This is a genomic window from Planotetraspora thailandica, assembly GCF_016863335.1.
Lineage (GTDB): Bacteria > Actinomycetota > Actinomycetes > Streptosporangiales > Streptosporangiaceae > Planotetraspora > Planotetraspora thailandica.
The window spans coordinates 38,013-60,483 of the sequence record NZ_BOOR01000006.1 but is presented as its reverse complement, the minus strand read 5'-3'; the positions used below and the strand labels follow the sequence as shown (position 1 = coordinate 60,483).

The window sequence follows — 22,471 nt, the reverse complement described above, 5'->3', positions numbered from 1 at the left end:
CACTCAAAATAAGCCCGGGACCTACCACAAACTCTGTGCGATCGTGGACAAGACGGGGCAAGTTCTCTGTAGACGCCAATCCCCCGTTGGTGACAGAGGGTGATCAAACGTGACGGAGCTCCCGGTGCATCACGAGCCTCCGATCTATCGCCGCATCGCCGACCGGCTGCGCGATGAGATCCTTTCGGGCGTTTTACGTGATGGGGATCGGCTACCGGGTGAAAACGCGATCATGGCGGAATACGGCATCGCGCGGGCGACGGCACGGCAGGCGCTGGCCGTGCTCATCAACGAGGGCCTCGCGGTGCCACGACGAGGATCCGGGGTCTACGTCCGCCTGTTCCGCCCGATCCGGCGGCACGGCTCGCGGCGGCTCTCACGAGAACAATGGGGCCAAGGCCGGGCCATCTGGGACTCCGACACCAGAGGCCGGCCGTACACCGTGGACGAGGTGCGGATCGAGCGCGTGCCGGCGAGCGAGCAGGTCGCGCGACTGCTCGACTCCGACGAGGTGTGGGTGCGCCGCCGCCGCTACTCGGTGGACGGCAGGCCCGTGCAGTTGGCGGTCTCCCACTTTCCGGCCGACCTCGTCGAAGGTACCGCGGTGACGCTGCCGGACACGGGACCCGGCGGCGCCTACGCCCGGCTCGGCGACCTCGGCTACTCTCCCGTGCACTTCACCGAAGAGGTGCGCGCGCGGATGCCGCAACCGAGCGAGGCGCGCCTGCTCGACATGCCACCAGGCACGCCGCTCATCGTCGTCGCGCGCATCGCGTACGCCGGCGGGGGCGTACCCGTCGAGTTCAACGAGATGACCCTCGACGCCGCGTCGTATGTACTCCAGTACGACTTTGACGCGTAGGTCAAGGGGCAAGGTTGACCTGTCCATCCCGATCATTGATTTCTCTAGAGATCTCCCGCACCTTGGGGGTGAGGCGTCAAGAACAACCGGGCACACTCGACACGGCGAGGGAAGGGTGGACGGATGTCCTTTGACCGACACCTCGCTGAGATCGCCCGGGAGTTCCCGGAATGGACGATCTGGCGGAGTGACGCGGGCCGGTGGTGGGCCACCCGGCATCACCCGTTGACCGTGCGCCAGCGGGAAGCCGGATGTGCGATGACCATCGACGCCGACGACCCCGAAGGGCTGCGCCGGCAGTTGCGCCAACAAGAGGAACGTGCCACTGGCGCCGATCCGTGAGCGCGGAAGCCTCCGACCCTATCGGGGGCGGAGGCTTCCGCTTCTGTTCCCCCGTGGGGGCGTCGTCACTGGTGCCAGTCGACAACGACGCCCTCACGGGTCCAGTTCGGTCTTCTACTGGCCGGGGAAGGGCCCGTGACCGGGAAAAGGTCCCTGGCCGGGGAACTGGCCCCTGTGGCCCTCCGGCGACTCGGGGTAGTCGGGCATCCCGAACATCTCGGGCGGCTCGGGCAGCCGGTGCACCCGGCCGATCTCGAATTCAACCTCGTCGCGCACGTCCGCGGGCGTCCCGAACGGCGAGAACACGGGCGGCTGCGCAGGGGCGACGTCACCGCGGCCCGGGTCATCCATGATCACGCGGACGTCCTCGTGCATCACGCCGTACCCTGCCGCGTGGCCCCCGCCGTACCCCAACGGGTCCGCGTGCACGGGACGGCCCGTGCCGTCGTCGTACAGGCCGCCCTCGTGCACGCCCTCACTCGCGCGGACGGTGCCGTCCAGGTCTGCGTAGCCGTTCAGGTCGTCCTGCTCGGCAGGCTCGGGAGACCCGGCATAGTCCTGCCGTGGGACGGCCACGTGCTCGTCGGAGTCGCTCGCGTGCTCGGGCTCGTCGGCGACGTCCTCCTGGATCACCGGCTGGAACTCGCGCGCGGGGAGCACCGCCGGAGGGAGCGGGCCGAGTTGGAGCGCCGGCGGCACCACGGCCGCCTCGTCGATCAGCGGTCCCGCGGACGCCTCACGGCCGAGCAGGTCGCCGAGAACCGACCCGATCTCGTTGAGCCGGCGCATGACCTCCGTGTGCGTGTCGGTGAGGTAGACGACCCGGCGGCCGGTGTGCTCGTCGAGCGCGCTGACCCGCTGCTCGGCGGCGGCCAGGGCCGCGTTCGCCGCGGCGTTGGCATCGTTCACCTGCCTTTCGGCCTCCAGCCGCGCGGTGGTCAGCAGCCTGTCGGCTTCTGCGCGGGCCGTGCGCACCGTGTCCTCCGCCTCGGCGCGGGCCGTTCCCAGGGTCTCCTCCGCGTCCGAACCGGCCTGTGACAACAACCGCTCCGCCGACGCCGTGGCGTCGGCGACCCTCCGCTCCGCCTCCTCCTGCGCGGCGGCCCTGATCGACTCGGCCTGCTCACGCGCCGCGAGGACCAGCCGCTCTGCCTCGGCCCCCGCGTTCTCCCGCACCCGCGCGGCCTCGGACTGCGACGCCTCCTTGTTGGCCGTCGCCTCCTCCTGCGCAAGCTTGAGAATCTGGCTCAGCCGCTCACCCAGCTCGTCGGGGTTCTGCGGCGACTCCGTCATCTTCCGGCGGGCCTCGGCGAGCTCGATGCGGCTCTGCTCGGCCTGGTCTATGGTGCGGGCAAGCCGTTCCTCCAGGTCCCGGATCTGGTTGCGCGTGCGGATCATGTAGTCGTGGACCTGCCGGCGACTGTATCCACGCATGACGACTTCGAAGGAGTCGTCGCTCATGAGGTCGGGGAAGTTCTCGGTCTGGTTGGTCATGACAAAGCCCTGGGGGTCGGAAGTTAGAGACGGTAACGCTCGTCAGGACACGACTTTCCTGCTATCCGACGGACATCGCAACCCGAACGCCACAGCTCCCAGCGGAAATTGCAGGACACCGGCCCCATGACTGGGCGAACCCCCGTGGAATCATGACGGCATGCCGTACATCGCAGCTTTGGACGACGAGGCCATGCCGGAGATCCATCCGGAGGCCTGGGTGGCCCCGGGAGCCGTCGTGGTGGGCCGCGTGCGGATCGGCCGCGCCTCCAGCGTCTGGTACGGCTCGGTCCTGCGCGGCGACGACGAACGGATCGAGGTCGGCGACGAGGTCAACATCCAGGACCTGTGCTGCCTGCACTCCGATCCGGGCGAGCCGGCGGTGCTCGAAGATCGGGTGAGCCTCGGACACCGCGCGATGGTCCACGGCGCCCGCATCGGGACGGGCGCCCTCGTCGGCATCGGCGCGACCGTGCTCGGCGGCGCCGTCGTCGGCGAGGGGTCACTCGTCGCCGCCGGAGCCGTGGTGACTCCGGGTGCGAACATCCCGGCCGGGGTCCTCGTGGCGGGGGTGCCCGGGCGGGTCCTCCGGGAGCTCACCGACGCCGACCGCGCCTCCTTCGCGCGCACGCCGGAGAACTACCAGGCCAAGGCGCGCAGGCACGCGTCGGCTAAGGAACTCTTCCGATGAACGTGCCGACCAGTGCGCGGTGGTCCGACAACTCGGGCTTCATCTGGACCACCTCCGCTCCGGCGGCGCGGAAGTCGGCCTCCGTCGCGAACACGTAATCGATCTTGCCGCCGTCCTTGGTCGTGGGCGCGCCACCCCTGCGCTGCGGGGAGTACATGCCGGCACCCACCTCCGTGTACCGGCCGGAGCCGAGCCCGCGCCCGTAGACCGGGGTGAGCTGCGGATCCTCCGGCTTGCGGTTGAAGTCGCCGCCGAGGATCACCGGGCTGCGGCCCGCGTACTCCGTGACCAGGCGTTCGACCTGAGCGGGCGACTCCGTGCCCGAGATGTGGGTCACGCAGCTGACGGAACGGCGCGGCCCCACGGAGCTGCGCGCGCAGAGCACGCCGCGCGGGTGGACCCGGGAGCCGGGGAGGGCCGGGGAGTCCACGGTGAGCATGCGCCGTAGCGGTCGCCCGGTGATCGGGCCTTTGACGGCCAGGGCCAGCCCGGACGTCTTCTTGTCCGGGGGCGTCGTCCGTGGCGTCAGGTCGCTCCACAATCTGCGGCACGTGTCGCCGCCGCTGCGCGTGCCCGCCCGGTCGATGCCGAACCACACCAGGTGGTAGTCCGGCAGCTCGCGCTGCAGCAGGTCGACCTGCGCGTAACACATCTCGGTGAACGAGGCCACGTCCACGTCGCGCGCCCGGATCAGGCCGGCGACCTTGCCCGCCCACGCGCGCCTGCGCTCGGGGCGCAGGCTGTCGGCGCAGGTGTTGTCCCTGTTGTTGGCCCCGCACACGTTGTAGGTCAGCACGTTGACGCGGTAGGTGCCCGGATCACTCGCCGCCGCGGCCACGGCCGGGCCGGCCAGCACGACCGTCATCACCAGTGGCGCCATGCCGCGCCGGCGTCGTCCCGTCTTCCGCACCCGCCGCACCCCCGGACTTCAGGAACTCCGTGGCCATCCGCCACGGAGGCCACTTCCGACAAATCCCCCCATAGCCGGATGCAGTAACCAAAAGGGGATCATCCAACCCATGCGCCTGTGGTGAAATTTCCTACATTGATTGCCATAACGGGCGCGGCGACCGCCAGGTAAGCCATGAACACCCACGGTCTGCGCACCGACGTGATGCCGACCGACAGATAGAGCGGCCACCAGAGCAACGACGCCCTGCCCACCGACATGTAGAACGACGACATCGCCAGCAGCGCGACCGCCTGGGGCAGGAGATAGGCGAAGTTCCCCCACCGCCGCCGCACGAGTTGCCAGACCACCAGCGCCGCCAGCACGAGGGCCGCGGCGATCTCCTCGCGGTAGGACGTCCGCAGGACCTCCTCCTCGAGCGACCTGTTCCACGTGTTGACGAACACCTGCCAGGGCCACTCCGCGAAGCGGCCCCAGTAGTCGGCCTCCGCCTGCTTCCAGGCCATCCAGTCGCCGGTGCGCGACCACAGATACGTCATGTACGCCAGCACGGGGACGACCGGCAACGCCAGCCAGGGGGCCGTCCGCCACCCCCGCGACCGCAGCCCGTTCTCCGCGACCAGGAACTGTACGGCCAGGCCCAGCAGAAGGAACAACCCGGAGACGCGGATGGACGACGCGAACGCGGCGCAGACGGCCGCCGCCTCCCAGCGGCCCCGGCGGGCGAGCAGCCACGCGGGCAGCGCCAGTGCGAGGAAGGGCGCCTCGGAGTACCCGGCCAGCATGAACACGGCGAACGGGCTGAGGAAGAAGGCCAGGACGGTCCAGGTGCCGCTGCCCTCCTTGAACGACTCGCTGAGGCGCGACAGCGCCACCGCCACCACCGCGCTCGCGGCCAGCGAGACCAGAACGATGGCCAGGCTCCAGTCCGCGACGACGAGGTGGACGTAGCGCAGCAGCAGCGGGATGCCGGGGAAGAACGCGCTGAGCTTGGGCGCGTCCGGCATGCCCGGGGAGCCGTCGTAGCCGTACTGGGCGATGGTGATGAAGTTGTCGGAGTCCCACGGCGTCAGGCGGTCGAGCATCGGTGCGTCGGTGCGCCCGGGCGCGGCGAGGACCATGTAGATGTAGGTCGCGACGTGCCAGAAGAACCAGATCAGCAGGGCCGTGCGATCGGGACCGATCCGCGTCCAGCGCGGCCGTGGGAAGACGGCGGGCCGCGTGGCCGCCGCCTCTGGGATCGCGGGCTCGGCGGGCCGCCCCGCCGCCTGCTCCTCGTCGGACCTCTCGCCGGCGGGTCCGGGGGTGTTCACGGCTGGGCGGATGTCTGTCACGACCATCTATCGAATACGTCATGCAAGGTCATGCCAAGTGTTTCGGCACGATATATGTTGACTCAAGCGACATTCCACGGCATCGCCCCAGGTCATCGCGTCGTTCCACGTACGAAGCTTTCAGGGCGCCGGGGTCTTCCGGGCTTCCTCCTGAGATGTCGGCCACCGCAACTACCATGGCCGCGTGCAATGGGACGGATTCACGACGATGGAGCGGGACGTCCGCGCTCTGGTCGGCGATCCGCGCTGGCACACCCTCACCTCCGACGCGAGGGTCCACGCGATGTCCCGGCGCATGCTCGCAACGCCCGACGGCACGTGCTGGCTGTTCGGCGCCCATGCGCGGTGGTACCGGTTGGATCGCGGCGACGGCCGCTGGCACCTGTCCGCCCCTCCGTTGCATCCCGCCGTCAGGACGGCCACCCGGCTGCTGCCGTCGGCCCCCGTGATCCCGCTGCCTCTGGTGCCCGCCGGCCCCGACTTCGCCTACGAACGCGGATCGACCCAGGCCTTCGTGGGGCCCGACGTGCCCGGCGGCGTCACCGAGCGGGTCAGGGACCTGCTGCAGTCGCACCGGGGGCTGCGGCGCGACGAATACCCGCTGCCCGGGCGCGTCTTCGCCGACGTGTTCGCCCACGACGTCACCAGCCCGGTCGCCGCCGTCTGGGGCACCATCATGTGGTGCGCGTACGCACCCGCCTTCGACGGCAACGAGGTGCTGCTGTCGATGTTCGGCGAGTTCCTCGGCCGGCCGCTTCCCGGTGACGACTGGGTGCGCTGGCTGCCGCCCACCCCGCTCGACGCGCTGGTCAGCCTGTACGCCGAGCGCATCCGGTCCGGCGCCCACGAGGCCGCGCTCGTGCTCGTGCGCCTGATGGCGCGCACGGCCGCCGTGCTGCGCGCGGATCCGCGGTTCGCGCCCCGGGCGCAGGCGCTCCTCGCGATGACCGAGCCCGTCATCGCCCGGCCGTGGGTGGACCACGACGCCGTCGCGGGCGGTGCCGTACGGCAGGCGTGGTTGTCGCGGTGCCCGCCGCACCTCGCCGGAGCCACGCTGCGCGACCTCTCCCCCGGTGAGCACTTCAGGCATTGCCTCTACGACCTGGTGGAGACGCTGGCCTACGTCTCCCGAAGAGGGATGGACCCGCGGGCAACCGCCGCAGCGCTGTTGGCCGCCGACATCATGAACGTCTTCGTGCGCTCGTCACCTGCGGGCGGCGCGGCGACCCAGCTGTATCCCTGGCTGGACGAGGAGATGCGCCACGCGCTCTACGCCGCGCTGTCCAACCCGTCGCATCCGCTGCGGGGATGCTGGCCGTCCGAAGGCCTGCTCCCCCGCGCGCTCATGCCGCCCGACCGGCATACGGCCGCGGCGCTCCTCGGCTCCGCGTACGCCATGGGACTGGCCTGGTGCCGCCTCACCGGTACGGCGCCGCCGCCGGAGGGTTTCGCGGTGTCGTCCGCCGTCGTGCCATCCTTGATCGACGAGCGCGACGACGCCTGGTTCTGACGTCGGGAATCATCCGAGAGGCCGGTGCCGGACGGTCACGTGAACCGTCATCAGGGGTCACCAAACGTAAAATTCGGATATTTCATCGTTACTACTCCTTTAGCAATCTGTTCCCCACTTCACCGGCTTTTTCATCGAATCGTGATCTCGGTATCTGGGAAATGGTCAAGAAGGGACGCCGGGGGCTCGAGGAATGGTCCCGATGGGCCATGTCGCCTAATCAGGCCCCGACGTAACCTCGTGATGGGTGTGGGCTGCGGAAGGAAGGACGACGCGGTGGGGCACGATGACCTGGACTCCCGGGTCCACGATCGTGTCGCGTTGGACGAGATCGCGCTGTACGCCGAGGTGTTGGAGGCCGTCAACTTCACCGATGACCGACTGACCTTGGAGCAGCTCGACAACGCGCTCGGATTGCGGACTTCGGCGAGCCGCTGAAGAGATTTCCCGGCAGAACCGTCCCGGACTCCTCAGGGGGTCCGGGATGGTTTTTTGTGGACTAGTCAGAAATGCCTAAAGCTGACGTAAGTCTCAAGACCGGACAAGACGGGCAATCGCCGCCGAAGCTTCCTTCACCTTGGCCTCCGCCTCCGGCCCTCCGGAGTTGACGGCGTCGGCGACGCAGTGCCCGATGTGGTCCTCCAGCAGGCCCAGCGCCACGGCCTGGAGCGCACGCGTGGCCGCGGAGACCTGAGTGAGGACGTCGATGCAGTACGCGTCCTCCTCGACCATCCGCTGCAACCCGCGGATCTGTCCCTCAATTCGGCGGAGCCGCGCGAGGTATGCCTGCTTGTCGCCGCTGTACCCGTGCATACCTCAACGGTACCCGTTACGGGTATCACGACGGCCGGACTATCCCCTGGCTTCTAGACCCGCGAGCGCAGGCCGTACATGAGCTCCTGCCAGCGGCCGGCGATGACCTGGGCGGAACGGGCGGAAGCCGACGCGAGCGCGCCCGACGCGAGCGTCGCGCGGCGGCGTTCGTCGTCGATCAGCCCGAGCAGCGCGCAGGCGAAGGACTCGACCTCCCCGGCACCCTCGGCGACCAGCACGCTGTCCTCGCCGGGCCGGAGGAACTCGGCGGGCCCGCGCGGGGAGTCGAAGGCCACGATCGGCACCCCGCAACTCAGCGCCTCGACGACGGTCATGCCGAGCGCCTCGTGGCGGGACGGCACCGCGACGATCGACGCCTTGGCGAACTCCCCCGCCAGGTCGGAGGTCGCCCCCATGAAATAGACGTGGTTGTGGAGCCCCAGTTCGGCGACCAGGGCCCTCAGGCGTTTCTCCTCCGGGCCATTGCCGTACAGGCGGAGGCGCCAGTCGGGCCGTTTGTCCGCGACGACCGAGAACGCGCGGATGAGCCGGTCGTACGCCTTGGCCTGCACGAGGCGGCCTCCGGCGCTGACGATCCTGTTCACCATCCGCGAGCGCGGCCACGGCGCCGCGGGCAGCGGATCAGGAATCGCATGGACGGACAGCTCGTCGTCGAGCAGGCGCGCCCAGTCGCCCCTGCCGGTCTCGTTGCTGGTCACGACCGCGTCGAGGCGAGGGTAGAACCGCTGGACCGGTCCAGGGACGGCCGGGCGATTCCACTCCCGGGCGATCCTCACGATCTCGCGAGGGGCGTATCGCGCCGACTGGACACTCAGCCCCGGCCGGGTGGTGACCAGCACGTCGGCGCGCAGATTGCGCAGCAGTCGCCACAACGCCACCTCGGTGCGCACCTGGCCGGACGGCAGCACGTGACGGGCGCCGGCCCGCGCGTCCACGAGGTGACGCATGGCGATCCGCCCGTCCACGGGAAAGAACGGCTTGTCCTTGGTCTTCTTGACGCTGACGACCTCCACCTCGTGCCGCCCCGCCATCTCCGCCGCGAGATTCAGCACAGCCCTGACGTCACCCCGCATGCTGTACGCGGAGGGGACCAGGAAGGTGATCCTCACGTACCCACCTCGAGCCGCAACTCGTCGTCGGAGGTGAAGCTCGGCGTGATCGGCACTCCGTCGACCACCGCCTGCGGATAGTGCACCCGGCGGCGCTTGCCCTCGACGTCGTCGAGCCGGGCGCCCAGCGGCAACTCGCCGTCGACGCCGTCCACCTCGAGCGAGGGCTCCCAGACGCCTTCGGACTCGGGAGTGGCCGCCAGCACGTCGCACAGCGACAGCGCGGCGTGGAAACGCACTCCCTGGACGGTCGCCGCGACCGTCACCGTCGCGTCGGGGTCGTTGTGCCGCAGCGCGAGCCGGGCCGTGCGGTTGCGGTCGTCGTCGTCCAGGCCCGTGTAGGCGAGCAGGCCTGTGACCTCGAACCTGCCCTCGCGGAACCAGACCGCGCGCACGTCGGCGACCGGCTCCGCCTCCTCGATCTTGATCGCCAGGAACCCGCTCATGGTCCGGTAGGCGCGGTAGGCCAGCTCCCTGCGGCCCAGCGCGTACGCGTCGAGCCCGTCGAGCGAGAAGCCCGGGTCGACGCTCTGGATCCGGACGCGCGACCCGCCCGATTCGAGGTAGGCGTCCCACCGCCCGGGCGCGAGGCCGAGGGGGGCGAGCGAGACGGCCACTCCGGCCTCGCCCAAGGCGCCGAGCACGCGGCCTCCAGGGGTGCCGAGCACGACGTCGCGCTCCTCCCCCGTGCCCCGTTGGCGCAGGATGAGCCGCGTTCCCTCGGCGATCGGCTCGTCGGCCGCAATACGAAGGGTGAGGACGTCGGTCAGTGTGACCTCAGCGTCGGTGACGACCACGCCCACCGTGCAGCTCCTCCCCGTCGATCGAGCCAACGTTGAGGTTACCGTGATTTTCCTGTTATGTGGAGAAAGGGTTTGCTGCCTTTCATGTCCTGGTCGGAGTTTCTTCCGCCCTGACAGGAAAAATCAACAAAAAGTTTGATTTCTTAGTAAAACCAGGGCGGGGTTGCCCGTCACCGGCGGCGCGCTCGCCGAAACGACCGGCCCTCAGCGGCCGGGAGTGTAGACGACCGACCAGGGGCGAAGCCGGTCCGGGACGGTCGCGACGCCGGGCGCCGGCTCCGGAGTGGCCAGGAGTTCGACGGAGGCCCGGGCGAACGCCGGGGCGGCCGGATGCGGCGACCGGTCCGGCCAGATCGCCGACGTCCGCCGGCTCAGTACGGCTCCGGCGAGCGGACGCCAGGTGACCCGGGGCTCGCGGCGCGCGGTCGATTCAGGCTCGAACGCGACACATTGCCGCCCGAGCACCATGCCGAGCAGGAACTCGGGATTACGGGCGTGCCGGATCCGTCGGGGCAGGTAGCCGTGCCGACGGCAGACGTCGAGGATCTCGTCGTGCCAGCCGGGCGCGGTGGCTCGCGGAAAGAGCGCCAGGTCGTGGCCGGCGAGGTCGGCCGGCCCGACCTCGCGGAGCTGGGCCAGCGGCGAGTCACGCGGCAGCACCACCCCCAGCCGGGTCTCGACGACCGGGCCGGACCGCAGTCCCGCGGTCTCCACCGGGTGGTGGACCAGGCCGACGTCGAGCCGTGCCTCGGCGATCATCCGAACCTGCTCGGCGGTGGTCAGCTCCTGCAGGTCGACGTCGAGCCCGGGCGTGTGCGCGGACATCCGGGCCAGCAGCGCTTGCAGCGTGGCCGCAGGGGTCTCCGGCGGTACGCCGGCCCGCAACGTCCCGATCTCACCCTCCCGGGCCTTGCGCATCACGACCCTGACGCGTTCCTCGGCGGCGAGCAGCGCCGTGGCCTCGGCGACGAGCAGCTGCCCTGCGGTGGTGAGACTGATCTGTCGCCGGGATCGGTCGAAGAGTTCGACGCCAAGCTCCCGTTCCAGCCGCTGGATCGCCTGGCTCAGCGGCGGCTGGGCGATGCCGAGAATCTCGGCGGCCCTGCCGAAATGCATCTCCTCCGCGACGACGAGGAACTGCCGCAGGTGCCGGGCGAGGTCCACGGAGCCGAGGATATGCGGTCGGATATGAGTCCGCCTCGACGGCCGACTACTGTCGGTGCCCGTGCCGACCGCGGAACGAATTGTCCAGATCTTCGACGCCGTGGGCGTCGACGCGCAGCTGCACGTCATGGAGATCGGCAGTGGGGCGGAGGTCGCGGTCCGGGCTGACGAGCAGGTGGTGCTCGCCTCCATCTTCAAGATTCTGCTGGTGCTGGAGTTCGCCCGGCAGGCCGCGGCCGGCCGGCTCGACCCGACGGAGCGGATCGTCGTTCAGAATGCCGATCGGCTGGGTGGCTGGGGCACGGCCGGCTGCGCCGACGACGCCGAACTGTCGCTGCGCGACCTGGCCTACTTCGCCATGTCGGTCTCCGACAACACCGCCGCCGACCTGCTGCTCCGCCGGGTGGGGGCGGACGTGCTGCCGCTGCTCGCCGCCGAGCTGGGGCTGCGGCGCACCCGGATCGTCGGCGGGCCACGGCAGTTGCTGGAATCCACGTACGCCGACGTCGGGGCCGCCGACGACGCCGAGTTCGTCAAGATCTTCCCGGCGCTGCCCGAGGAACGGATCCGCGCGCTGCGGATCCTCGACCCGGAGCGTACGACGTCGAGCACCCCGCGGGAGATCACCCGCTTGCTTGGGATGATCTGGCGGGACGAGGCCGGCCCGGCACCGGCCGGCGCCATGGTCCGCGACCTGATGTCCCGGCAGATCTTCTGGACCCGGATCGCGTCCGGTTTCCCGCCCCACGTACGGGTGTCGGCGAAGACCGGGACGCTCCCCGGACTGCACATGGAGGCCGGGGTCGCCGAGTACCCCGACGGCGGCCGCTACGCGATCGCGATCTTCGCCCGGACCCGGCGGCTCGCCACCCGCCGGATCGACGTCGACCTGGCGATGGGCGAGGCGGCCCGGACCGCCGTCGACGGACTGCGCGGAGTGTGACGCCAGAGGCGATTTCCCCTCCTCGCGCGGGGGGCGATCACCTCATGACCAAGGCTGATATCCGTACGCATATCGATCGTTCCGGCGGATGGTCTTGGACGGCGGCGAGCGGCAGGTGGTTGGGTTCCGGCACTCGACCCGCCCGGCTGAGAGCCCGCTCCGCCGGGGTGCGCGCGACCGCCGCGCCGGGCCAGATCGAAGGGAACCCTCATGCCCGAATCTGGAATCGACCGCCGGGGCGTGCTCCGGACCGCCACCGTCGGCGCCGCCGCCCTGACCTCGATGGCCGCGCTCTCCGCCACCGCGGCACCGGCCACCGCCGCCTCGAACGGCCGGACCAGGGCCTGGACCGTGGCGAAGCCCACCACCGGCGGCGCCACCGCGACGTTCCGCTGGCTGGGCACCGCCGGCTGGCGGATCGACATCGGCACCCGGACGGTGCTCGTCGACCCGTACCTCAGCCGGTACGACACCGGACTGTTCGCCGATGCGTTCGACCCGGCGACCAAGCTGACCGTGGCCGCCGAAACCGTCGCCGAGCACGCCGGACGGCCGGAGACCGTGCTGGTCACCCACTCGCACTGGGACCACTTCAACGACGTGCCGCACATCGCGACGACGACCGGGGCGCGGGTGATCGGCACCATGACGACGTACCAGCTCGGCCTGGCCTTCGGCATCCCGTCGGGCCAGTTGGGCGTGGTGAAGGGCGGGGAGGTGCTCGACTTCGGTGACTACGTCGTCGAGGTGGTCGCCTCCCTGCACAGCCGGAACGCGGCCTACTCGATCGGCATCCCGGGGGTGCGGCTGAGCCTGCCGCCGAAGCCGGCCACGGTCGGCGACCTGCCGGAGGGCGACACCCTCGCCTACCAACTGACCGTCAAGAACGGACCTAAGGTGTTCTTCATGGGGGCCAGCGACTTCGTGGAACGCAACGTCACCGGCCTGAGGCCCGACATCGCGATGATCGCCATGGCGTCCAGTGACGCGACGCACGCGTACGTTCCCCGGCTGCTCGACGCCCTGGACTACCCGGAGATCGTGATACCTGTGCACTGGGACGACTTCGAGACGGGGCTCACGAACCCTCCGTCGGTCGCACCGACCGACCGCCGGCGGCTCGAGATCATGATCGCGGCGATTCGGCGAGCGGCTCCGAAGAGCCGGATCGTCGTGCCGGAATACCTCACCGGCTACACGTTCGCCTGACCGGAACGACGGCGTAGGAAGGCCGCGATGCTGCTGTTATTCGTTCCGCTCGTGGTCCTCGCCGCGCTCGCCTGGGGCGCGTGGGGGAGCGTGCGGGCGGTCCGGAACCGGGCCTGGGCGGCGCCGGGCACATGGGCCCGGTCCGGCGTACTCGCCGGCGCCGGGACTCTCCTCTTCTATGGCTACGGCCTGCTCACCACGCTCGCCTACGACATCGGGGAGACCTGCACGCAACTCCGGGGCCAAACGTACGACGATGCCTACCGGGCGGCGCACTGGCGGGAACCGAGCCAATGGTTCCCGCTCCATAACCGGTGCAACGCCGATTACGACCTCGTTCCGGCGTACGTCAATCCGACGCTGGTCGTCCTCGCCGCTGTCACGCTGGGCTGCGTGATCCCGGCGGTGATCCTGGCGGTTCGGCGCTCAGCCGCAGGTCGCTGACCGGCCCACAGCAGAACTGACGGAGTCGGCCATCCCGTTGATCGGGCGCTCGCGCCCCGTGAGTCAGGCGCCCTTCACCGACTTGATCAGCAGTTGGGCGACGTCGACCACCTCGACGGACTCCTTGGCCTGTCCCGAGTTCTTCTTCTCGTTGATCGCGTCTCCGAGCATGACGAGACAGAACGGGCAGGCGGTCGAGACGGTGTCCGGATCGGTGGTGAGCGCCTCCTCCACGCGCTCGGTGTTGATGCGCTTGCCGATCCGCTCCTCCATCCACATGCGGGCGCCGCCCGCGCCGCAGCAGAATCCGCGGTCCTTGCAGCGGTGCATCTCCTGGGTCTGCACGCCGGGCACCTTCGACATGATGTCGCGCGGCTGCGCGTAGACCTTGTTGTGGCGGCCGAGGAAGCACGGGTCGTGGTAGGTGATCTTCTCCTCGATCGGCGTGATCGGGGTCAGCCTGCCCTCCTCCACCAGGTGCGACAGCAACTGCGTGTGGTGCACCACGTCGTACATGCCGCCGAGCTGCGGATACTCGTTGGCGAGGGTGTTGAAGCAGTGCGGGCAGGTGGCCACGATCTTCTTGACCCCGGCCTCGTTGAGGGTCTCGATGTTCTGCTGGGCGAGCATGTTGAAGAGGAACTCCATGCCCAGGCGGCGGGCCGGGTCTCCCGTACAGGCCTCCATCGGACCGAGCACGCCGAACTTCACCCCTGCGATGTGGAGCAGTTCCGCCACGGCCTTGGTGGTCTTCTTCGCCCGGTCCTCCAGGGCCCCGGCGCAGCCGACCCAGAAGAGGTACTCGACGTCTTCGGGCATCTTCTCGTCGATGATCGGGACCTCGAAGTCGAGCTCCTCGATCCACTCGGCCCGCTTCATCTCGGACATGCCCCACGGGTTGCCCTTGTTCTCGAGGTTCTTCAGCATCACGCCGGCCTCGGAGGGGAACGAGGACTCGATCATCACCTGGTAGCGGCGCATGTCGAGGATGTGGTCGATGTGCTCGATGTCGACCGGGCACTGCTCGACGCAGGCGCCGCAGTTGGTGCACGACCACAGCACGTCGGGGTGGATGACGCCGTCCTCGCCCACCAAGGGCTTCTCGAGCAGGGCCAGGACGTCTTCGCCCTGGTGGGCGCGCTGCTCCTCACTCATCATGAGATAGGGAGCGACCTTGAAGGCGTGGTCGCGCTGGTCGAGGATCAGCATCTTGGGCGACAGCGGCTTGTCGGTGTTCCACGCCGGGCACTGCGACTGGCAGCGGCCGCATTCCGTGCACGTGTAGAAGTCGAGGAAGCCCTTCCAGGTCGTGTCCTCGATCTTGCCGCGGCCGAACACGTCGACGTCGGGGTCGGCCTCCTCGAAGTCGAGGACCCTGCCGTTGCTGCGCATCTCCTGCGCTGCGCCGAGCCCGTCGGGGCGGCGCGAGAACAGCACGTTCATCGGGGCCGTGAAGATGTGCAGGTGCTTGGAGTTCACCACGATGACGAGGAAGACCAGCATCACGCCGATGTGCAGGAGCAGGCCGACGCTCTCCAGCGCCTCGCTCGTCGGGAGGATCTTGGCGACCAGGTCGGACGCGAACGCGCCGGACTTGTACGGGAAGTTGCCCGTGTTGACCGCGGACCCGCGGAACAGGAACATCGTCCAGATCACGTTGAAGATCATGAAGAGGACGAGCCACGCGCCGCCGAGGTGCGAGCCGGAGAACCGCGACCCGCGGCCCAGCTTCTTCGGCGACTTCGCGATGCGGATGGCGGCGAACGCGATCAAGCCGATGAGCGCCGCGACCGCGATGAAGTCCTGCAGGAAGCCCAAGATCGGCCAGGTGCCGATGAGCGGGATGTGGAAATCGGGCTTACCGGTCACCGCTCCCTGGATCAGTGCGCCGTACGCCTCCAGGTAAACCGTGGCGAGGATGAAGAACGCCCACATGACGAAGAAGTGGGCGGTGCCGGAGGGCGTCCACTTGAGCAGCTTCCTCTGCCCGAAGACCTCGACGAGCTGCGCCTTGATCTCGGCGCCCACGTTGGCCTTGGCGTACTCGATCCGCTCGGGGGCGGGCTGCCCGCTGGTCGCGAGCCGGTAGAGGAACAGCACGCGACGGCCGGCCACGGTGACCGCGACCGCGGTCATGACCAGCCCGATTATCGCCACCCAGAGCACGGGTCCCTCCCAAATCCGACGTCGGCCGCCAAGCGTATGAGCACAATCCGTCCGGAGCACGACTTCCGGGACCACCCGAATAGTACCCGCCGGTAACTTATGCCCTCTATACGGATCACTCCGATCCGATACTAGAACAAGGCTCTGGACCGGAAATCGGCAGGCGTCCTCAACCGTCCACGTACCGCTGGATCGTCGGCGCGAGGAGCGCGACCAGCTCGTCGATGCTCGCCGACGCGAGCGGCTCCAGCTTGAGGATGTACCTCATCATGATCACGCCGAACATCTGGGCGAAGGCGACCTCCAGCCGGATCGGCGGGATCTTCAGCGCCTCGGCCACCCGCCCGAGCACCGCCCGGGTGACGAACTCGCGGATCATGACCTCGGCCTGCTCGTGCGCCATCGCCGTACGCATGAGCGCCATCACGGGCTCGCGCGCCTGCGGATCGGACGTCAGCGTGAGGATGAAGCGCACGAGCCGCTCGCCGACCTCCTCACGCGGGCCGGCCAGGACCGCCGGTAACGCCACCGCGGGATCCATCGGAAGCTGCATCGCCTGGACGAAGATCCCGTCCTTGGTGTCGAAATAGTGGTGCACCAGGGCCGGATCGACGCCCGCCTCCCGTGCGATCCCGCGGATCGTCGCCTTGTCGAAGCCCTTCTCCGCGAAGACCCTCCGCGCGGCGGCCAGGATCTCGCCGCGCGTGTCCGCCGCCCCCGGTCTGCGCCCGGGCCGCCGCCTCTTCTCCCCGGCCGCGGGAGCCCCGGACGCGGCCGAGGCCGGTCCTCTAGCCACCGCCGCCAGGCACCTTCCGTCCCACCGCCAGGTAGACGCGCATGGGCACGGTCATCCTGCCGTCGGGGAAGACCTTGCCGAGCTCGGCGCCCTCGCGGCTCATCACCTCATCCGCCGCCTCGGGCGCGAGCGTGGCCACGTACGAGTGCGACCGCAGATCGGTCAGGAAGTCGTCCAGGAGCACCCCCCTGGTCCAGTGCACCCACGTCTCGCCGACCTGGAGCCCGGCCTCCCCCATCGCGTCGGCGATCGGCGGCATGCTCCACCCGGGCAGCGCGGGTCCGGTGTACCCCTCGCACGAGTCGGCCAGCCTCACCTGGCAGGCGGCCAGCCAGTCGGCCTTGCCCGCGTCCACCGAGTTCCACCATCCGGCCACCGCGCCCTCAGGGGTGAGCACCCGTACGGCTTCCGCGATCGACAACACGGGGTCCAGCCAGTGCCACGCCTGCGCGTACGTCACCAGGTCGGCCACTCCGTCGCGGAACGGCAGCGCGTTCCCGTCGGCCAGCAGCGCCTCGCATGCCGTACGGGCGCGCAGGCGGGACAACATGCGCCCGCCGCGGTCGACGGCGACGGGCCGGGCGCCGCGATCCAGGAGGCCGCGGGTGGAGATGCCGGTGCCCGCACCGACATCCAGGACGCGGGCGCCCTCCAGCCCCCTGCCGGACAACTCCTCCAGCGCGACATAAAGCCCTTCCGGATACTCCGGTCGCGCGGCGTCGTACGCCTCGGCCACCCTGTCGAAGACCAGATGGCTGTCCTCGCGCGCCCTGGTCATGTGGCCTTCGTGGCGGCGGCGAAGTTCAGCCGGGCGAAGGCCAGCGCCTCGGTCAGATCGTTGATCCGCTCCGTACGGCTGACCGCCTTGCGCGTGTTGATCTCCAGCACGATCAGCCCGCCGTACCCGTTGCCCGCCAGTCGCTCCAGCAGTTGCGCGCAGGGCTGGGAGCCCCGGCCGGGCACGAGGTGCTCGTCCTTGTTCGTCGTACCGACGCCGTCGGCGAGGTGCAGGTGGGCGAGCCTGTCGCCGAGCTTGGAGGCCATCTCCATCGCGTCGGACCCGGAGACGGCCGTGTGGGAGAGGTCGAGCGTCACCTGGGGGAAGTCGTAGTCGATCGGGTTCCAGTCCGGCGCGTACGGCACGACCTCGTTGCCCCGCGCCCGCAGGGGGAACATGTTCTCGACCGCGAAGATCACATCGGTTTCGTCGCGCATGCGGGCCAGGCCGACCTCGAAGTCCCTGGCGTAGTCGCGCTGCCACCGGAACGGCGGATGGACGACCACGGTCTGGGCGCCGAGCCGCTCGGCCGCATCACGCGCGCGCTGCAGCTTGACCCACGGGTCACGCCCCCATACCCGCTGCGTGACCAGCAGGCACGGCGCGTGCACGGCGAGCACCGGCATCGAGTAGTGGTCGCTCAGGCGCTGGAGGACCTCCACGTCCTGGCTGACCGGGTCCTGGCCCACCATGACCTCGACGCCGTCATATCCGAGGCGTGCGGCCAGCTCGAAGGCGTCGGGCGTACGCTCCGGATACACCGAAGCCGTCGACAACGCCACTTTCGCGCTGGGCACGCGGATGACACTCATTTCGCCCGCCTCCCCTGGCGGCTCGACGGGCACGTCGCCGTGGCAGTGCGGTGATCCTGGATAGCCTGCCTGCGCCCGTTCACGGACTCCAGCCTAAGCCGGGAGAGCACCGTGTGCCGCTTCGCCACAATGATGGCATGCAAGATCACGAACTATCGTGAACCCATGGCGCGGATCGTGAGCGGGGCCGTACCAAGCCCGAACATCTGGAACTCCCCCCAGGTCTACGAGGTGGAGAACCGAGCCGTGGACCCCGACGGCCTGGTGGAGGCCGCCATGCGCGGGATCCGGCCGTGGGACGGGGCAACCGTGCTCGACATCGGCTGCGGCACGGGTTTCCATCTTCCTGCGCTGGCCGCCGCCGCCGCGCGTGTCGTGGGGGTGGAGCCGCACGCCGGTCTCGCCTCGCTCGCGGCCTCCCGATGTGCGGCACTGCCCAACGTGGCCGTCCGTACGGCGACCGCCCAGAGCCTGCCGCTGCCGGACACGTCGATTGACGTGGCGGTCGCCCGATGGGCGTACTTCTTCGGCCCCGGATGCGAGCCCGGCCTGAAGGAGCTGTCCCGGGTGATGCGCCGCGGAGGCGCCGCCTTCGTGGTCGACCTGGACGGCTCGCGCGGCGACTTCGGCCGCTGGTTCCGGCAGACGGTCCGCTCCTACTCCCCCGCCGCGGTCGAGGAGTTCTGGTCCCGGCAGGGCTGGCAGCGCAGGGAGCTCGACCTTCGCATGGTCTTCGCCACCCGGGCCGACCTGGAGGCGGTGCTGCGGATCGAGTTCACCCCCGAGGTGGCGGCCCACGCAGCCGAGGAGACCGCCGGGCTGGAGATCTTCTACCCCAACGTTTTGAGATGGCGGCATTTCTGAGCCCCGCGAAGCCTTGACCATGACGTCGGCGTCAACGCTTACGGTCATGCCGAGGAGGGCCGATGCGGATCGGAGAGCTGGCCAGGCGGGCGGGCGTGAGTCCCCGCGCGCTGCGCTACTACGAGCAGAACGGGCTGATCAGGGCCCGGCGCTCGGCGAACGGGTACCGCGACTACGACGAGGCCGACGTGCGGCTCGTCGCGGAGATCCGTTCGCTGATCGCCGTGGGCTTCACCCTGGAGGACGCCCGCCCGTTCGTGGAGTGCCTGCGGTCGGGACACGAGTCGGGCGGATCCTGCCCTGAGTCCGTCGTCGTCTACCGGCGCAAGCTGGCCGAGATCGACTCCGAGATCCGCTCCCTGCTGGCCCGCCGATCGGAGGTGGCCGCCCAGCTCGCCGAGGCGTGCCCGGGCTGCCTGGTGAAACGAGGAGAACCATGATCACGTTGACGGCGGAGAACTTCGAGGAGCAGGTGCTGCGCAGCGACACGCCCGTGCTCGTCGACTTCTGGGCCGAGTGGTGCGGACCCTGCCGAATGATCGCGCCCGTCCTCGAGGAGATCGCCCAGGAGTACGGCGACCGCCTCACGGTGGCCAAGCTCAACGCGGAGGAGCACCCCGAGATCGCCCAGCGGTACGGCGTGCTGGGATTCCCCACCCTGAACCTCTACAGGGACGGCGAGGTGGTCAGGCAGATCGTGGGCGCCCGTCCGAAGCGCCTCCTGCTGGCCGAACTGGCCGGTCACGTGGGAGAACCCGTCTGACGGCCCCGATTGTCGGCGGCGCCGGGTAGCCTCCCGCACGTGAGCAAGGCAGCGAGGCCGGCGTACCGGTGCGGCGAGTGCGGATGGACCACCGCCAAGTGGGTCGGCCGGTGCGGAGAGTGCCAGGCGTGGGGCACGGTCGAAGAGGCGGGATCCCGGCAGGCCGCCAACGTGGTCAAACCCGGTGCGGTGACGGCTCCGGCCGTCCCCATCGGCCAGGTCAAGGCCGAGGTCGCCCACGCCAGGCCCACAGGGGTGGGCGAGCTCGACCGCGTGCTCGGCGGCGGCTTGGTGCCGGGCGCGGTCGTGCTGCTGGCGGGCGAGCCCGGCATCGGCAAGTCGACGCTGCTGCTCGAGGCGGCGGCCCGCATGGCACGCCACGAGAACGTCCTGTACGTCACCGGCGAGGAGTCTGCGGCCCAGGTCCGCCTGCGGGCCGACCGGATCGACGCGATCGAGGACCGGCTCTACCTCGCCGCGGAGACCGACCTGTCGGCGCTGGTCACGCACGTCGAGAAGGTGCAGCCCCGGCTGCTGATCGTCGACTCGGTGCAGACGATCGGCTCGGCCGAGGCCACCGGCGTGCCCGGCGGCGTGACCCAGGTCCGTGAGGTCGCCGGCAACCTCGTACGGCTGGCCAAGGAGCGCGGCATGTCCACGGTGCTCGTCGGCCATGTGACCAAGGACGGCTCGATCGCGGGCCCCCGGGTTCTGGAGCACCTGGTCGACGTGGTCCTCCATTTCGAGGGCGACCGCAACTCCCGTCTCCGCATGGTCCGCGCGATCAAGAACAGGTTCGGGCCGATCGAGGAGGTCGGCTGCTTCGACCTCCACGAGCGCGGGATCACCGGCATCACCGACGCCAGCGGCCTTTTCGTCTCGCGGCACAACGAGCCGGTGGCGGGCACCTGCGTCACGGTCACGATCGAGGGCACCCGGCCCATCCCTGCCGAACTGCAGGCACTCGTCGCCGCCACCGAGGCTCCGCAACCGCGGCGCACGTCGTCCGGGCTCGACTCCTACCGGGTGGCGATGGTGCTCGCGGTGATCGAACGCCGCCTCAACGCCAAGATCGGCAAGGCCGACGTGTTCACCGCGACCGTCGGCGGCATCCGCCTGACCGATCCGGCGGTCGACCTGGCTCTGATGATGTCTGTGGTCAGCGCCGTCGCCGACAGCGCGCTGCCGCCCGGCCTGATCGTCCTCGGCGAGGTGGGGCTCGCCGGCGAACTGCGGCCGGTCAGAGAGGTGCGGAGGCGGCTCGCGGAGGCGGCCCGGCTGGGCTTCACCCGGGCCCTCGTGCCCACGGGCTCCCTGGAGGGTGACACTCCCCGCCTGGATCCCCCGAAGTCACGCGGCGGCCTGGTGGCCGTACGCGACACGGGAGCGCGCACGACCAACTTCGCGCCCGGCTTCGAAGTCACAGAAATACAGCACGTGTGGGACGCACTCGCACACGTCACGTGAAGAAACCGTTACGCCGGTAAACTGTGCGGCGTCATGAGCCGTCAGGGGCGTCGCGGGATGTAGTAGCCGTCCGAGCACGGGGGTCACGTGCACAACGACAAGGGACTGGACAACCGATGGAGGGCCGCACTCGCCGCGGTCGCTCCCGGCACAGCCCTGCGTGACGGGCTGGAGCGCATTCTCCGCGGCCACACCGGCGGTCTGATCGTCCTGGGCTACAACGACTCCGTCGAGGAGATCTGCACCGGCGGATTCACCCTCGACGTCGATTTCGCACCGACCCGGCTGCGCGAGCTGGCCAAGATGGACGGCGCGATCGTGCTCGACAGCGGCGAACTGCGCATCGTGCGCGCGGCCGTCCACCTCGTCCCCGATCCCACGATCCCGACCGACGAGTCGGGCACCCGGCACCGGACGGCCCAGCGGGTGGCCAGGCAGACGTCACTGCCCGTGATCGCCATCAGCAAGTCGATGCGGATCATCGCGCTCTATCTCGACGGCACGCGCTACGTGCTGGAGGGGTCCGCGGCGATCCTGTCCAAGGCCAACCAGGCCCTGGCCACGCTGGAGCGCTACAAGCTGCGGCTCGACGAGGTCTCGGGCACGTTGTCGGCGCTGGAGATCGAAGATCTCGTCACCGTCCGCGATGTGGCCTCGGTGGTCCAGCGGCTGGAGATGGTGCGCCGCATCGCCGGGGAGATCGAGGGATATGTGGTCGAGCTCGGCACCGACGGCCGGCTGCTCACCCTCCAGCTCGACGAGCTGGTGGCGGGGGTCGACGCCGATCGGGAGCTGATCGTGCGCGACTACCAGCCCGCGTCGCTCGGCAACCTGCCCCAGCGTTTCGCCGAGGCGATGCGGGAGCTCGACGACCTGTCCTCCACCGACCTGCTCGACCTTTCGAACGTCGCCCACGTGCTCGGCCACTCCGGATCCGACGCGCTGGAGACCGCGGTCAGCCCCTTCGGATTCCGCCTGCTGGCCAAGGTGCCCCGGCTGCCCGACACGATCGTCGACCGGCTGGTGGGCCACTTCGGCGGCCTGCAGAAGCTTCTCGCGGCCAGCATCACCGACCTCCAGTCGGTCGGCGGCGTCGGTGAGGCTCGCGCCCGCAGCGTCCGTGAGGGCCTGTCCCGCCTCGCCGAATCGTCGATTCTCGAACGCTACCTCTGAGCT

At 69.8% G+C, this 22,471-nt stretch carries 24 protein-coding genes; 13 read left to right on the top strand and 11 right to left on the bottom strand.

Annotation, left to right across the window (positions count from 1 at the left end; genetic code table 11):
• Positions 1-109 precede the first annotated feature (109 nt).
• Together Pth03_RS04390 and Pth03_RS04385 are read left to right on the top strand one after the other, a co-directional pair.
• Positions 110-862 carry a GntR family transcriptional regulator gene (locus tag Pth03_RS04390; protein WP_203942799.1) on the top strand — a complete coding sequence of 251 codons (753 nt, stop codon included), beginning with the start codon at positions 110-112 and terminating at the stop codon, positions 860-862.
• Positions 863-985: 123 nt separating this feature from the next.
• On the top strand, positions 986-1,204 hold the full coding sequence (locus tag Pth03_RS04385; RefSeq protein ID WP_203942798.1) for a hypothetical protein: 219 nt from the start codon (positions 986-988) through the stop codon (positions 1,202-1,204).
• A gap of 114 nt (positions 1,205-1,318) precedes the next feature.
• On the opposite strand, the gene Pth03_RS04380 is transcribed toward Pth03_RS04385, so the two are convergent.
• The gene (locus Pth03_RS04380; RefSeq protein WP_203942797.1) at positions 1,319-2,698 is read right to left on the bottom strand and encodes a hypothetical protein; all 1,380 of its coding nucleotides are present in this window, start codon (positions 2,696-2,698) and stop codon (positions 1,319-1,321) included.
• Between the two features lie 160 nt (positions 2,699-2,858).
• Between Pth03_RS04380 and Pth03_RS04375 the strand changes: the two genes are divergently transcribed.
• Positions 2,859-3,389 (top strand): gamma carbonic anhydrase family protein, encoded by a 531-nt coding sequence (locus tag Pth03_RS04375; RefSeq protein WP_239118751.1) that lies wholly within the window; start codon positions 2,859-2,861, stop codon positions 3,387-3,389.
• On the opposite strand, the gene Pth03_RS04370 is transcribed toward Pth03_RS04375, so the two are convergent.
• Positions 3,370-4,299, bottom strand: coding sequence for an endonuclease/exonuclease/phosphatase family protein (locus Pth03_RS04370; protein ID WP_203942796.1), 930 nt, complete (start codon positions 4,297-4,299; stop codon positions 3,370-3,372). The two genes, Pth03_RS04375 and Pth03_RS04370, sit on opposite strands and share 20 nt — an antisense overlap.
• A 98-nt stretch (positions 4,300-4,397) precedes the next feature.
• Positions 4,398-5,612 carry a mannosyltransferase family protein gene (locus Pth03_RS04365; RefSeq protein ID WP_203942795.1) on the bottom strand — a complete coding sequence of 405 codons (1,215 nt, stop codon included), beginning with the start codon at positions 5,610-5,612 and terminating at the stop codon, positions 4,398-4,400.
• Positions 5,613-5,817: 205 nt separating this feature from the next.
• On the opposite strand from Pth03_RS04365, the gene Pth03_RS04360 reads away from it, so the two are divergent.
• Complete coding sequence (locus Pth03_RS04360) at positions 5,818-7,143, top strand: hypothetical protein (RefSeq protein WP_239118750.1); 1,326 nt, start codon at positions 5,818-5,820, stop codon at positions 7,141-7,143.
• A 276-nt stretch (positions 7,144-7,419) separates the two neighbouring features.
• Entirely contained in the window at positions 7,420-7,581 is a 162-nt protein-coding gene (locus Pth03_RS04355) for a hypothetical protein (protein ID WP_203942794.1), read from the top strand.
• Positions 7,582-7,674: 93 nt separating this feature from the next.
• On the opposite strand, the gene Pth03_RS04350 is transcribed toward Pth03_RS04355, so the two are convergent.
• The 4 genes from Pth03_RS04350 to Pth03_RS04335 all read right to left on the bottom strand — a co-directional run bounded on the left by Pth03_RS04350 (position 7,675) and on the right by Pth03_RS04335 (position 11,053).
• Complete coding sequence (locus Pth03_RS04350; RefSeq protein WP_203942793.1) at positions 7,675-7,956, bottom strand: metal-sensitive transcriptional regulator; 282 nt, start codon at positions 7,954-7,956, stop codon at positions 7,675-7,677.
• 53 nt (positions 7,957-8,009) lie between these two features.
• Positions 8,010-9,086 (bottom strand): glycosyltransferase, encoded by a 1,077-nt coding sequence (locus tag Pth03_RS04345; RefSeq protein ID WP_203942792.1) that lies wholly within the window; start codon positions 9,084-9,086, stop codon positions 8,010-8,012.
• Positions 9,083-9,889 (bottom strand): hypothetical protein, encoded by an 807-nt coding sequence (locus Pth03_RS04340; RefSeq protein ID WP_203942791.1) that lies wholly within the window; start codon positions 9,887-9,889, stop codon positions 9,083-9,085. Before Pth03_RS04340 ends, Pth03_RS04345 begins: the two co-directional genes overlap by 4 nt.
• 204 nt (positions 9,890-10,093) lie before the next feature.
• Positions 10,094-11,053 carry a LysR family transcriptional regulator gene (locus tag Pth03_RS04335; protein WP_239118749.1) on the bottom strand — a complete coding sequence of 320 codons (960 nt, stop codon included), beginning with the start codon at positions 11,051-11,053 and terminating at the stop codon, positions 10,094-10,096.
• Between the two features lie 61 nt (positions 11,054-11,114).
• Here Pth03_RS04335 and Pth03_RS04330 point away from each other — a divergent pair, with 61 nt between their 5' ends.
• The 3 genes from Pth03_RS04330 to Pth03_RS04320 all read left to right on the top strand — a co-directional run bounded on the left by Pth03_RS04330 (position 11,115) and on the right by Pth03_RS04320 (position 13,649).
• The gene (locus tag Pth03_RS04330; RefSeq protein WP_239118748.1) at positions 11,115-11,996 is read left to right on the top strand and encodes a serine hydrolase; all 882 of its coding nucleotides are present in this window, start codon (positions 11,115-11,117) and stop codon (positions 11,994-11,996) included.
• A gap of 210 nt (positions 11,997-12,206) precedes the next feature.
• Positions 12,207-13,205, top strand: a complete 999-nt coding sequence (locus tag Pth03_RS04325; RefSeq protein ID WP_239118747.1) for an MBL fold metallo-hydrolase — start codon at positions 12,207-12,209, stop codon at positions 13,203-13,205.
• A gap of 27 nt (positions 13,206-13,232) precedes the next feature.
• Positions 13,233-13,649: a hypothetical protein gene (locus Pth03_RS04320; protein ID WP_203942789.1), complete on the top strand. Its 417-nt coding sequence runs from the start codon at positions 13,233-13,235 to the stop codon at positions 13,647-13,649.
• A 63-nt stretch (positions 13,650-13,712) separates the two neighbouring features.
• Here Pth03_RS04320 and Pth03_RS04315 read toward each other — a convergent pair whose 3' ends face one another.
• The 4 genes from Pth03_RS04315 to Pth03_RS04300 form a co-directional block, all read right to left on the bottom strand.
• Positions 13,713-15,815, bottom strand: coding sequence for a (Fe-S)-binding protein (locus tag Pth03_RS04315; RefSeq protein ID WP_239118746.1), 2,103 nt, complete (start codon positions 15,813-15,815; stop codon positions 13,713-13,715).
• A gap of 169 nt (positions 15,816-15,984) precedes the next feature.
• Entirely contained in the window at positions 15,985-16,611 is a 627-nt protein-coding gene (locus Pth03_RS04310) for a TetR/AcrR family transcriptional regulator (RefSeq protein WP_203942788.1), read from the bottom strand.
• The gene (locus Pth03_RS04305) at positions 16,604-17,389 is read right to left on the bottom strand and encodes a class I SAM-dependent methyltransferase (protein WP_203942787.1); all 786 of its coding nucleotides are present in this window, start codon (positions 17,387-17,389) and stop codon (positions 16,604-16,606) included. Before Pth03_RS04305 ends, Pth03_RS04310 begins: the two co-directional genes overlap by 8 nt.
• Positions 17,386-18,201: a sugar phosphate isomerase/epimerase family protein gene (locus tag Pth03_RS04300; RefSeq protein WP_203942786.1), complete on the bottom strand. Its 816-nt coding sequence runs from the start codon at positions 18,199-18,201 to the stop codon at positions 17,386-17,388. The genes Pth03_RS04305 and Pth03_RS04300 overlap by 4 nt, the downstream gene beginning before the upstream one ends.
• A gap of 165 nt (positions 18,202-18,366) precedes the next feature.
• On the opposite strand from Pth03_RS04300, the gene Pth03_RS04295 reads away from it, so the two are divergent.
• From Pth03_RS04295 to disA, 5 genes are all read left to right on the top strand, one after another.
• Positions 18,367-19,065: a class I SAM-dependent methyltransferase gene (locus tag Pth03_RS04295; protein ID WP_203942785.1), complete on the top strand. Its 699-nt coding sequence runs from the start codon at positions 18,367-18,369 to the stop codon at positions 19,063-19,065.
• Between the two features lie 62 nt (positions 19,066-19,127).
• A complete protein-coding gene (locus Pth03_RS04290; protein WP_203942784.1) occupies positions 19,128-19,505 on the top strand; it encodes a MerR family transcriptional regulator in 378 nt (125 codons plus the stop codon).
• Positions 19,502-19,828, top strand: coding sequence for a thioredoxin (trxA, locus tag Pth03_RS04285; RefSeq protein ID WP_203942783.1), 327 nt, complete (start codon positions 19,502-19,504; stop codon positions 19,826-19,828). The genes Pth03_RS04290 and trxA overlap by 4 nt, the downstream gene beginning before the upstream one ends.
• Before the next feature lie 39 nt (positions 19,829-19,867).
• On the top strand, positions 19,868-21,295 hold the full coding sequence (gene radA / locus Pth03_RS04280; RefSeq protein ID WP_203942782.1) for a DNA repair protein RadA: 1,428 nt from the start codon (positions 19,868-19,870) through the stop codon (positions 21,293-21,295).
• Positions 21,296-21,382: 87 nt separating this feature from the next.
• Entirely contained in the window at positions 21,383-22,468 is a 1,086-nt protein-coding gene (disA, locus tag Pth03_RS04275) for a DNA integrity scanning diadenylate cyclase DisA (protein WP_203942781.1), read from the top strand.
• The last annotated feature ends 3 nt before the right edge of the window (positions 22,469-22,471 follow it).

What these genes read in the sequence shown, in the direction of transcription:
- Pth03_RS04385 (WP_203942798.1), top strand. Translation starts at nt 986, where the DNA reads ATGTCCTTTGACCGACACCTCGCTGAGATCGCCCGGGAGTTCCCGGAA.
- Pth03_RS04380 (WP_203942797.1), bottom strand. Translation starts at nt 2,698, where the DNA reads ATGACCAACCAGACCGAGAACTTCCCCGACCTCATGAGCGACGACTCC.
- Pth03_RS04375 (WP_239118751.1), top strand. Translation starts at nt 2,859, where the DNA reads ATGCCGTACATCGCAGCTTTGGACGACGAGGCCATGCCGGAGATCCAT.
- Pth03_RS04350 (WP_203942793.1), bottom strand. Translation starts at nt 7,956, where the DNA reads ATGCACGGGTACAGCGGCGACAAGCAGGCATACCTCGCGCGGCTCCGC.
- Pth03_RS04325 (WP_239118747.1), top strand. Translation starts at nt 12,207, where the DNA reads ATGCCCGAATCTGGAATCGACCGCCGGGGCGTGCTCCGGACCGCCACC.
- Pth03_RS04320 (WP_203942789.1), top strand. Translation starts at nt 13,233, where the DNA reads ATGCTGCTGTTATTCGTTCCGCTCGTGGTCCTCGCCGCGCTCGCCTGG.
- Pth03_RS04305 (WP_203942787.1), bottom strand. Translation starts at nt 17,389, where the DNA reads ATGACCAGGGCGCGCGAGGACAGCCATCTGGTCTTCGACAGGGTGGCC.
- Pth03_RS04300 (WP_203942786.1), bottom strand. Translation starts at nt 18,201, where the DNA reads ATGAGTGTCATCCGCGTGCCCAGCGCGAAAGTGGCGTTGTCGACGGCT.
- Pth03_RS04295 (WP_203942785.1), top strand. Translation starts at nt 18,367, where the DNA reads ATGGCGCGGATCGTGAGCGGGGCCGTACCAAGCCCGAACATCTGGAAC.
- Pth03_RS04290 (WP_203942784.1), top strand. Translation starts at nt 19,128, where the DNA reads ATGCGGATCGGAGAGCTGGCCAGGCGGGCGGGCGTGAGTCCCCGCGCG.
- trxA (WP_203942783.1), top strand. Translation starts at nt 19,502, where the DNA reads ATGATCACGTTGACGGCGGAGAACTTCGAGGAGCAGGTGCTGCGCAGC.